The sequence below is a fragment of the Dermacoccus sp. UBA1591 genome, from assembly GCF_002322065.1.
In the GTDB taxonomy this organism is placed as follows: domain Bacteria; phylum Actinomycetota; class Actinomycetes; order Actinomycetales; family Dermatophilaceae; genus Dermacoccus; species Dermacoccus nishinomiyaensis.
In genome coordinates this window covers 59,676-69,679 of sequence record NZ_DCNR01000090.1, presented here as the reverse complement: position 1 = coordinate 69,679, position 10,004 = coordinate 59,676, and the positions used below count along the sequence as shown (strand labels likewise).

The following is a 10,004-nucleotide window of genomic DNA, read 5'->3' as shown; positions in this document are numbered from 1 at the left end:
AGAGCCGCCGATGCGTCAGCGGCGCGGCTGGCCGTTGGAAGCGGTCGTGCCGCCGTCGACGGGGATGATCTGGCCGGTGATGTACTGAGCGTCCTTGGTCGACAGGAACAGCGCGATACCGGCGAGATCCTCGGGCACACCGACGCGGCCGAGCGCGAGGCGGTCGACGAAGGGCTGCAGGTCGTCGTCGCTATCGGCCATGTCCGCCGTCATCGGCGTCTTGGTGAAGGCGGGCGCGATGCCGTTGATGCGCACGCCCTTGGCGCCCCAGTCGAGGGCGGCGCTCTGGATGAGGCCGCTGAGCGCGTACTTCGTCGAGTTGTAGACGGGCTGGCCCCAGTCGCCGCCGATGCCGCTGACGCTCGTGACGACGGTGATCGAACCGTTCGTCTTCGCCAGTTCGGGCAGCGCTTCCTTGAGCATGTAGAAGAAGCCGTCGACGTTGGTGCCGTAGGCGGCGGCGAAGTCTTCGTCGCTCGTCTCGGTGACGTCACCGCCGACGTGCTGGCCGGCGTTGTTGATGACGACGTCGAGGTGGCCATACGTGTCGACGGCCGTCTTGACGAGGGCGGCGACGTCGTCGTGCTTCGACACGTCGGTCTGCACGGCGAGGGCGTTGTCGCGCCCGGCGATGACCTCGTCGAGCTTCTCCTTGCGGCGCCCGGCGACGACGACGGTGGCGCCGTTGTCGAGAAACGCATCGGTGATGGCGGCGCCGATGCCGGTGCCGGCGCCCGTCACGATGACGACCTTGTCCTTGACGTCGTACGTGTTCGCTGTCATGACCTGCTCCTTCGCGCGGGGTCGTGGCTGATGCCACCTGGTTGTTTCCAGCCTGTCGCGCAACGGTGTTCGCGTGCAACTGCGGCGCAGATGGCGGGGTGGGCGCCGGGCGCGACGTCGCCGCGCGGACGATGCGTGGCCGATGCGGCAGCGCGGCGCTCGCGGGCGGCTTGCAGTGTGGAGCCGTACGCTGTGCCCTCGTGTCGAGCATCTTCGAGTTCATCCTCAACCTGCCGCCGTGGCTCGTCCTCGTGTGCGCGTTCCTCTTTCCTGCGCTCGAGGCGTCGGCGTTCGTCGGTGTGGTCGTGCCGGGTGAGATCGGCGTCGTGCTCGCGGGGGTCGTCGCGAATCAGGGGAAGTTACCCGTGTGGGCGGTGCTCGTGGCGTCGATCGCGGGGGCCGTCATCGGCGACTCGATCGGCTACGAGGTCGGCAAGCGTTGGGGTGAGCAGATCCTGAGCAAGCTGCCCGACCGCCTGCTCGACAAGCGCAAGATGGAGAACGCGAAGGACGCGCTGCGCCGTCACGGCGGCAAATCGGTGTTCTTCGGGCGTTTCACCGCCGCGCTGCGCGCCCTCATCCCCGGTGCCGCGGGCATGAGCGGGTTGCCGTACGTGAAATTCGTGTTCTGGAACGCGCTCGGCGGGTCGATCTGGGCGACGGCGTTCGTCCTCATCGGCTACATCGCCGGCAGCCAGTACAAGTCGGTCGAGCGTTACGCGAACTGGATCGGCATCGCCCTGCTCGTCGGCATCATCGCCTTCTTCGTCGTCAGGCACTTCCGCGGTAAGCGCCAGAACGAGCACGCCTGACTCACACACGTCTGAGTCCGAGGCGCGCGCAGCCCCGGGCGGACGGACGACGCCCCGCCGACAGCATCCGTCGACGGGGCGTTCACACGTCCTGGTGGCGGTTCAGTCGCACTGCCAGCACACGCCGCTGGCGGGCAGCTGGGTGAAGCATGACGGGCAGACGGGCTGCGGTTCGTCCTCGCGCTTGGCGGCGCGGGTGCGTTCGGCGGCGCGGTCGGCGCGTTCGCGGCGCACGATGACCTGTTCGGGGATGCGTGCGACGCCGCCGCTCTCGGGCAGGTCGGTGGCGTAGGCGCGGTAGCACATGAGGCGGTGTTCGGCGGCGTCCGCTTCGACGTCGGGTTCGCCGACGAGTTCTGGCATCGTCAGGCCCTCGGCGATGGGCGTGCGCCAGTAGGCGGTGCCGACGGTGCCGTCGGTCTTGAGGCACAGCGACGTCAGGGGCGGGTCGCCGGCGGTGGCGGCCTGCACGGCGCACAGTTCGAGGATCTTGCCGACCATGTTCGCCGGCGTCGACGAGGTGTGGATGCCCGATTCGCGCTGCACGTGCTGTGCGAGCTCCTTGTAGGTGATGAGGCCGTTGTAGTGCGTCGCGACCTGCTGCAGCCGCTCGTAGGCGATGCGCGTCCAGACCTTCAGGGCGTCGGCGAACTCGACGGGCGTGCCGTCCTCCGCGCGGTAGGTACCTCGTGGTGCGGGGGACGTCGACATCAAGCCTCTTTCGTCGGTTTCGTCGGTGGGGGTGCCTCGAATTATCCCCCGGCGCGCTGGGGGGCTGCGACCAGCAGCATCGTGAGATCACCCACGCTTGCCTGGGCGTTTCGTCGACATCGCGGGTGCCCGACGTCGGGGTGGGTGACGTGGCGCGGCGGAACAGGGACGATGGGGGCATGAGTGATGGTGGACGCATGAGACGCGACAGGTTCGACGGGCACATCGCCGGCGTGGGGACGACGTCGGGTCGACGTTTCGTCGTCGGACGGTGGTCGCGCTCGCCGTTGGGATCGTTCGCGGACGTCATGGTGGCGCACCCCGACGGGCGACGGGAGCTGCTCGCCCCGAACGGGGAGGTGGCCGAATACGTCTGTGCGACCTATCGATTCGACGACGTGACGGTCGTCGACGTCGCGATCGACGGCGCCACGGGCGCTGGTTTCACCTGGAACATAATGGCCGGTGAGTTGGATCTGAGCCTGACGTTCGGTCGTCGCCTAGCGCTCGCGTGGCCGCTGTGGCCGATTCGTGGGGCGCTCGTTCACCCGGGCACGGCGCGCGCGATCGACCCGTTCGCGCGCGTGCTCATGCCGGGGGTTCGCACGGCGGGGACGGCCGGAAACGGGCGTCGCGAGTTCTATCTCGCGCAGGATCTGCGCGCCGTCACGGCCGTGCGCGGCACGTGGGCGGGCGAGGACGTCGGGGCGCTCGCGGACGTCACCCCTGAGCCCGGTTTCGGATTCAGCTCGACGCCGCGCCGACCAGCCGTCACGACGGTGACGACGTTCGTCGAGGTGCCTGACTGAGGGGCTCAAAGCTGAACTCATAGTGCGCGGCGGATCATGAGTTCAAGGCAAGAGCGTCGCGCTGCAACGGTCCACAGCTCTTCATCGGGGTTGTGGGGGCTGATCTTACAACCGAACTCATACTTACCGCGCCCACCTAGCGGGGCCCGGCGGGAGCGCGGCGAGGCGCGGGGGTGTTCGTGTCTCGCGGTTCGGCGCTGGCCGCTGATGACGAGGTCTGCTGCGCCCCGATCAAGAGCCCTCCATCGCGATGGTGTGGGGGTTGTCACCGCTGGGGGCTACGTTGTGAGCGGGCCGAATGAGTCGGTCATCGAGCGACGAGGGGTGGATGGCGTGAGTGTGACGTGGGGTGAGGCGCGTCGGGTGCAGGAGGCCGGGCCGCAGCAGGCTTGGTGGCCGCAGGGTGAGCAGCCGCAGTGGGCGCGGGTGACGCCGTCGGATCTCATCGCCGTCACCAGTCAAGACGACGACGCGGACGCGGTGGAGCTGCCGGGGCTGTGGCGTCTCGATGCCTACGACGAGGAGCGCGAACTCGTCACGTACGAGCTGTGCCTCGCATCCGTCGACGGCGGACCGGCCGGCGAGCCGACGTTCGTGTGCCATGACGCAGGGGCGGTCGTCAGGTTCCGCGACGACCTGACGTTCGAGACCGGCGACGATGCACAGCCGCTCGTCGCATGGTTCGCGTGGCTGCAGCGTCGTGATGCGCTCATGGCGTCGGAGCCGCGTAGCGATGAGTGGGCGGGCGACGACGTCGACTCGCAACTCGAGCGCGCGGAGGCTGACGTCGTCGCGATGGGCGAGCAGACAGCGCTGCTGTCGGTGTTCGACAGTGTTGCGGCGATTCGCGAGTGGGTGGCACGGCTCTCGCCGAAGCCGCTCGTGCCGTTCGAGATCGTCGCGTTCGACGCGGCTGGCTGGCTCGAGGCCAAGCGTGCGCAGGATGAGGACGGCCTGTTGCACCAGTACCACGAGACGTCCGACGACGATCCATCGCAGATCGTCGTGAAGTGGCTCGCGGTGAAGCCCGACGTCGAGTCGGCGCAGACGTGGTTCACGACGGCGGACGGCGGTGTCGGCTCGGCGTACGTGTGGGGTTACTCCGAAGGGGGCGGTCAGGTGTCAGCGTTCGCCGTCGAGCGGGCGCTCGCATGGGGTGAGGTGGCGCCGTTCGTCGCCGACGAGTTCGCGGACGATGTACCCGCGTCTCGCCGGTGGATAGCCGTGCGCGCACAAGGCATGGTGTCGGGTATCGCTGTGCCCGTGGAGGATTCGTTCGTCACGGTGTCGACGGATGCGGACGGAGCGAGCTTCGTGTTCCGCGCCGAAGAGGCCGAGACGAGCGTCGCGCGCAGGCGTGCCGAGCAGGATTTCCGGTTGAAGTGGGCGCGCTGGTTCAACACCGACGAGGAACTGACGCGTGACGAATTGGCGCGCGGCGTCGGCGCTGTCGAAGCGACGATGAAGGAGCTGGCATGACGAACGTGACGCACGAACTCGACTTGGGCGACACCGGGTTCGACGAGTTCGACGACGGCGATAGCACCCGCTGCACGTGGAACGAGTGCGTGTGCACCGAGACCCCGACGCACTACGTCGTGTTCGCCGAGCACGCCGGCGGCGGCGACGCGCAACTCTTCTGCGCGCGCCATTACGTGCTGACGCTCGCGAAACTCATCGAACTGCACCTGCCCGAGTGTTCGGGCGGCGCTGACGATCACGTGTTGAGGTACGGCTCGCTGGCCGAGTAGCGCCCGCGTCAGCGTTACGGCATGCACCTCTATCCTCAGTCTGGCGAACGCTCACGGGTTTGCGATTTCTCGGATGAGGATCACTTCTCGCAGGCGACTCCGTCTCCATCACGATCGAGCTTGCGGCTGTACCCAGGTTGGCCGGCGTAGAGCGGAGCAGCCCCTGCTGCCTTGACCTGCCTACAGTTGCTGTAGCTGGCGGAGCCAGTGGGTTCGGCGTCTGGGGTGTCGGGCTCGTCCGTCCTTTGCGGCACCACGGGTGCAATGGGCTCGCTGGTCGCGGGCGTTTCGTTGCGAGTCGGTGCTGTTGATCGCGTTGTCGCGGCCCGCGGGGTGACGGGTGTTGTTCGGGAACGCGTGCTGTCCGAGGTATCTCGTTCCTGGCTGGTCTCGGCCGTGCTCGCCGTGCTGGCGGCGGTGCTCGTCGTGGGGGTTGTCCGAGATGGCGCCACGCTCGACTGAGTGGCGGTTGTCGTAGCCGATGACGCGGAGACTGACGGATTCGAACTGGCGCCTGAGCCGCCATTGCACTGCGCGACGAGCAATGAGACAAGGACGAGACCAGCGCCTCCCATTCCGACCTTTTTCAGAAGGCCCGTTCGGTTGGCGGTTGACGCCGTCGACGAGGCCGCCACCGTAGCCCCACTTGGTGTCTGACGGGGCCAGGAGCGTGGGATCGACTGCGGCAGGTTGTGAGCCCGGGTTTGCGTCACGGGCTGCGTTGGCTCTGGAACAGTTGGGGCCTGGTCGTCTGCGCCCCGGTTCTCGTAGCGCTGGCGCAGGTTCGCGGCCGTGTTTCGGGCCGTTCGCGTGGCTTCCGCCGCCGTGCTCGCCGCCGCGCGTCTGGCTTCTGCCGTATTGGCGTCGAGGGAGCGGAGGGCGCCGCCGATTCGTTCACGGGCATCGCGCCACGAGGGAGATGATTCCGCGCCATACAGGCCCTCGGGTCCAGCGACAGGGCGTCGGGATTCGTCGACCCAAAAGGGCCAGTCTGCGGGGGCGTCTGGCCAGCGAGGGTCCGGCTGCCAACCTTGGGACGGTCGCCAGGCGTGGGGCGTCGGGGGCCAGCCAGGAGGCGGGTTGAAGTATTCCATTCGCCTCATCGTGCCAGGTCGCTCCCTGCTGAGCGGGCTATCGGGAAGAACGCCCTTATCGGTGTCTGACCCGTTCGGAGCGCCGGGTCATGTGCTGATCGCGGAGCCTCGGTTCTCGTTGAGAGTGACCGGGGTGGCGAAGGTCGCGACGGCTGTCCCATCGAACCGGGGCCGCGATGACACGATGGGGCATGGCTGATTTTGACGACCCGTCGGTCGAGGCGTTCATCCAGTCGTTTCGTGAGCAGTTGAACGACGAGGAGAACTGGCCTGACGTCGCCCGTGAGCTCGGGTTGCCGCCGCAAGCCGACGGCGGGCAGCCGGCGTCAGGCGCTGCCAGCGCGCCCGGTGCGGCGTTCGGCCTTCCCGCAGCGGGCGTGCCCGCAGGCTCGACGGAAGGCGTTGCGCGCCGGTTCTTCACGCCACCGCCGCCGCGGCCGCAGGTGACGCTGCCGCCCGCACGCGACGGCGTGCGGCTCCTCACCGTCCGCGTCGACGTCGACGAGGTGAAGCCGGCTGTTTGGCGCCGTATCGAGGTGCGTAGCGACGTGACGATGGCGCAGTTCCACGACGTCATCCAGGCGACGCTCGGATGGGCGGACGCGCATCTGCACCGGTTCACGCTCGGGCCGAAGAAAGATGTCTGGCGTGGGCCGTTCCTCGCGAGCGTGGCAGACGTAGAGATGGGTGATGACCTCGACGAGGCGTCCGGCGTCGAGACCGAGGTCGTTCTCGATCAGGTGTTGCGCGCTCCGGGCGATCGCGTGTTCTACGTGTATGACTTCGGTGACGACTGGGTGCACACGATCAAGGTCGAGAAGGTCGTCGAGCTCGCGACGAGCGGTACACCTGACGCTGACGGCCCGCTCGCGGAGTGCGTCGCCGGTCGCAACGCGTGCCCGTTGGAGGATTCGGGCGGACCGTGGCAGTACAACGAGCTCGTCCAGGGGCACAAGGCGCGCAACTTGTCACCGGAATACGCCGAGTGGGTGCCGCCGGGCTGGGATCCGGCGCGCTTCTCGGTCGACGAGGCGAACGCCGCGATCGTCGTGCTGTCGAAGGAGAACGAGGCTCTGCAGAGGATCGCCGAAGAGGGGGCGGTGGATCCGTCGTCGATGCTCGGCCAGACGTTGCGGCGGGCGTCGCCGCGTGCGCAGGTGGTGTTGCTCGGTTCGGTGTCGCGGGCCCGCAAGGAGCATGTCGAACCGACGGACGCAGAGCGCGCCGACGCGTTGCGCTCGTGGGTGACGCTCATCGGCATGCTCGCGGAGGGCCCGTTGCCGTTGACGCAGGCGGGCTACCTGAAGCCTGACACCGTCGGCAGGATCGTCGACGCGCTAGGCATCTGGACGCACGGCAGTAGCCGTCGAGAGATGGATGTCGTGCCGGTGACGGCGCTGCGTGAGTCGTTGAAGACGATGGGCTACGCGCGTCACTATCGCGGTGAGTTCGTGCTGACGAAGCGCGGCCAGTTGGTCGCGAAGGCGATTGCTGCGGGCGAGTTGGAGCAGTTGTGGCGCGACCTCGCTGCCGCGCTGGTGCCGGCGAAAGCCGACGAGTTCGAGGCCTGCGCGCGAACGCTCTACGCGCTGCTCGTCGCCTCAGCTTTTCCGCAGGAGCACACGTACGAGATGATCCGCGAACTCATCGCGGACGTGGGATGGCGCATGCCCGACGGCTCACCGCCGCGTTGGCGCGACATCGGCCCGTGCGTGTGGCCCATGATGCGCATGCTCGAGCACGTCGAACAGGACTGGCGCTTGCGACGATCGGGACAGGATTACACGCCCGCTGCCCGCGCCCTGGCGTTCGACGCCGTGGCGGAGCTGGCAGACACGTCAGGAACGCAGCGCAACCCGGGCTGACGGGTGGCGCCCCGCGCCGAGAGAGACGAGAGGTCGACGAGTGGACATCACGAGGATCAATGGATACGGCCCCGACCACGAGTGCTGGGTCGGGGGCGGGCACGAGATGGGCCCGCCACGGATGCGGTCGGTGCATGCGTCGAGCAATTCTGCCCAGGCGGAGGTGCTGTCGGTCATCGACGGCTTCCTCCAACTGCGCGTGCCGAGTGGTGACGCCGTCTGGGTGTGGAGCCACGAGCCATGGACGTCCGACGCCGGCGCTCCCGTCGTGATCGGGGACCTCGTGCAACTCCACGCGGCGGACGTGGTCTCTGACAGCGATGTGTCGTGGGTCCGCGCCGTCACGCGGGTCGATGAGTTCGACGCAGGGGAGGCGCGTCGCATTGCGTCGGGCTTGGTGCGCCGCTGCGGAGAGTGCGGGCAACTCGACTGCGACGGCGCCCAGGGCTGTCCATGGCTCGCGGGGGACTTCTACGCCTTCGAGCTGACGGCGAACATGGGCGACGGGCGCTATGTCGTGGGTCTGGGCAGCGGCATGGCCCGCATCGTCGAACGTGACGGCGTCCTCTACCCGGCTCAGAGGCTGGGCACGATCGCGGCCATGGGCCATGCGGCGTACTGGGAGGACCCCGGCGACGCCGACCTCGAGGAGATCGTGCGGTCCGCGCGGCGCGACCCGCAACTCGACTACGGCCCAGGGGCGCCGAGGAGAGAACGCCGGCAGAAACGCTGACGGTCGCAGATCAGTCGTCCAGGTCGTACGGTTCGTCTTGCTGGAGCTGTGCCCGCAGCCATTCATCGTGCTTCGCCGGGTCCGCCAGGGCGTCACGAATCGCGCGGTACTCGTCATCCTCGGCGAGGATGCCGCGCAGGCGTTCTCGATCGTCGCCGTCGAGGGCGATGGTGCACTCGAGCGTGGTGCCGTACCCGGAGCGCAGATCGGCCAGGAGGCTCTCCCACGAGCGACGTTCGGCGTCGGGCAACTGCCCGGCGGGGTCGAAGGGTTCGAGCGCGATCGCTGCGGCCAACGGCGCTCCGATCGCACCACCCTCGACGTCAGCCAGCCAGCTCGCGACCACCTCGGCGAGGCGCTCGGAGGAGAGGGCCATCTCGACGGGCGGGGCGGTGGCATCACCGTTTGCGCTCGCGATGGCGCGGGTGGGGCTGACCTGGGTGAGGGTCCAGCTGGATGCGCCGCTCATCATGCCGTCTTCGCTTCCCCAGTGGAACGTGGCGAGTGTGACGCCCACGGGCGCGTCATCCTGCGTGAGGAACGGGGCTCCGCTGGGTTCGGCGAACTGGACCCGCCTGCCGTCGACACACACATACCGGCGTGCCGGCGCCTCCCAGGCGCCAGGGAACTCGTCGTCCTGCGACTCGAACTGCTTGGTGGAGAACGCCCAGTCATGCTCGTCGGGCTCTCCGTCGCCGGTTGCGCGGAGTCGCTGAAGCACCTCCTCCTCGGGGAATCCGCACACCCACATCGCGACGTTCGCCGGGACGTCGAACACGCTCACCTCGTCGGGCAGCGCACCCGGGCGCGGCTCGCTCGCCCACCCATCGGCCGTGCAGTGCCACAGCTGCCCCTCGGGGGCGTCGTGAGCCTGGCCCTGCCACAGGAAGCCTTCGCCGGCGTTGGCACGGCGGAGGATCCAGGATGAGCTCGAGGCCGGCTCGAAACCGTGGGGGAGGTCTTTCTTGCGAGGCTTGCACTGGGGCATGGGCCCGAGGTTACCCGTGCAGAGCCGCCAAGACCCGGCTCGCGACCGTGTCTGGGTCCTCGTGCTCCCAGACACGCATGACCGTCCACCCACTTTCGACGAGAAGCCGGTTCGTGTCGGCATCACGTGCCGCGTTGGCGGCGAACTTGTCCTGCCACCAGCCGGCGTTGTTCTTGGGGGCGGTCGAGTGCTGGGGGCATCCGTGCCAGTAACAACCATCGATGAAGATGGCCAAGCGAGCACGGGTGAACGCGATGTCGATGCTGCGCCGCGGCGCGCCCGGCACCGGGTACCCGACTCGATATCTCAGCCCGTGCGCATGGAGGATGCGACGGAGGGCGACCTCGGGGGCGGTGTCAGCTCGACGCGCCTTGGCCAATCGAGCTGCAGCTGCTGGGTCGGCGTTGCCCGGATGGGACGCCAGCGGTGACGGCACCGGGCCTTCGGGAGAGGGCACC

The 10,004-nt window shown here is 68.4% G+C and carries 12 protein-coding genes; 7 read left to right on the top strand and 5 right to left on the bottom strand.

Features of this window, described 5'->3' with window-relative positions:
* Nucleotides 1-15: 15 nt before the first annotated feature.
* Nucleotides 16-783 carry a meso-2,3-butanediol dehydrogenase gene (gene budC / locus B2284_RS09895; protein WP_062256652.1) on the bottom strand — a complete coding sequence of 256 codons (768 nt, stop codon included), beginning with the start codon at nucleotides 781-783 and terminating at the stop codon, nucleotides 16-18.
* 200 nt (nucleotides 784-983) lie between these two features.
* On the opposite strand from budC, the gene B2284_RS09890 reads away from it, so the two are divergent.
* Nucleotides 984-1,595: a DedA family protein gene (locus B2284_RS09890; protein ID WP_040014542.1), complete on the top strand. Its 612-nt coding sequence runs from the start codon at nucleotides 984-986 to the stop codon at nucleotides 1,593-1,595.
* A 102-nt stretch (nucleotides 1,596-1,697) separates the two neighbouring features.
* On the opposite strand, the gene B2284_RS09885 is transcribed toward B2284_RS09890, so the two are convergent.
* The gene (locus B2284_RS09885) at nucleotides 1,698-2,306 is read right to left on the bottom strand and encodes a hypothetical protein (RefSeq protein WP_006944651.1); all 609 of its coding nucleotides are present in this window, start codon (nucleotides 2,304-2,306) and stop codon (nucleotides 1,698-1,700) included.
* 179 nt (nucleotides 2,307-2,485) lie between these two features.
* On the opposite strand from B2284_RS09885, the gene B2284_RS09880 reads away from it, so the two are divergent.
* From B2284_RS09880 to B2284_RS09870, 3 genes are all read left to right on the top strand, one after another.
* Nucleotides 2,486-3,115: a hypothetical protein gene (locus B2284_RS09880; RefSeq protein ID WP_286697426.1), complete on the top strand. Its 630-nt coding sequence runs from the start codon at nucleotides 2,486-2,488 to the stop codon at nucleotides 3,113-3,115.
* Nucleotides 3,116-3,448: 333 nt separating this feature from the next.
* Nucleotides 3,449-4,594: a hypothetical protein gene (locus tag B2284_RS09875; protein ID WP_006944777.1), complete on the top strand. Its 1,146-nt coding sequence runs from the start codon at nucleotides 3,449-3,451 to the stop codon at nucleotides 4,592-4,594.
* Entirely contained in the window at nucleotides 4,591-4,866 is a 276-nt protein-coding gene (locus B2284_RS09870) for a hypothetical protein (RefSeq protein ID WP_006944769.1), read from the top strand. The genes B2284_RS09875 and B2284_RS09870 overlap by 4 nt, the downstream gene beginning before the upstream one ends.
* Nucleotides 4,867-4,946: 80 nt before the next feature.
* Here B2284_RS09870 and B2284_RS09865 read toward each other — a convergent pair whose 3' ends face one another.
* Complete coding sequence (locus B2284_RS09865; protein WP_231729393.1) at nucleotides 4,947-5,120, bottom strand: excalibur calcium-binding domain-containing protein; 174 nt, start codon at nucleotides 5,118-5,120, stop codon at nucleotides 4,947-4,949.
* A 10-nt stretch (nucleotides 5,121-5,130) separates the two neighbouring features.
* On the opposite strand from B2284_RS09865, the gene B2284_RS09860 reads away from it, so the two are divergent.
* The 3 genes from B2284_RS09860 to B2284_RS09850 all read left to right on the top strand — a co-directional run bounded on the left by B2284_RS09860 (nucleotide 5,131) and on the right by B2284_RS09850 (nucleotide 8,558).
* Complete coding sequence (locus B2284_RS09860) at nucleotides 5,131-5,328, top strand: hypothetical protein (protein ID WP_038566383.1); 198 nt, start codon at nucleotides 5,131-5,133, stop codon at nucleotides 5,326-5,328.
* 823 nt (nucleotides 5,329-6,151) lie between these two features.
* A complete protein-coding gene (locus tag B2284_RS09855) occupies nucleotides 6,152-7,825 on the top strand; it encodes a plasmid pRiA4b ORF-3 family protein (protein ID WP_074045846.1) in 1,674 nt (557 codons plus the stop codon).
* Between the two features lie 40 nt (nucleotides 7,826-7,865).
* The gene (locus B2284_RS09850) at nucleotides 7,866-8,558 is read left to right on the top strand and encodes a hypothetical protein (RefSeq protein ID WP_074045847.1); all 693 of its coding nucleotides are present in this window, start codon (nucleotides 7,866-7,868) and stop codon (nucleotides 8,556-8,558) included.
* Between the two features lie 10 nt (nucleotides 8,559-8,568).
* On the opposite strand, the gene B2284_RS09845 is transcribed toward B2284_RS09850, so the two are convergent.
* Both B2284_RS09845 and B2284_RS09840 read right to left on the bottom strand, forming a co-directional pair.
* Complete coding sequence (locus B2284_RS09845) at nucleotides 8,569-9,546, bottom strand: hypothetical protein (RefSeq protein ID WP_074045848.1); 978 nt, start codon at nucleotides 9,544-9,546, stop codon at nucleotides 8,569-8,571.
* A gap of 10 nt (nucleotides 9,547-9,556) precedes the next feature.
* Complete coding sequence (locus tag B2284_RS09840) at nucleotides 9,557-10,003, bottom strand: very short patch repair endonuclease (protein ID WP_286697425.1); 447 nt, start codon at nucleotides 10,001-10,003, stop codon at nucleotides 9,557-9,559.
* Nucleotide 10,004: the final 1 nt, after the last annotated feature.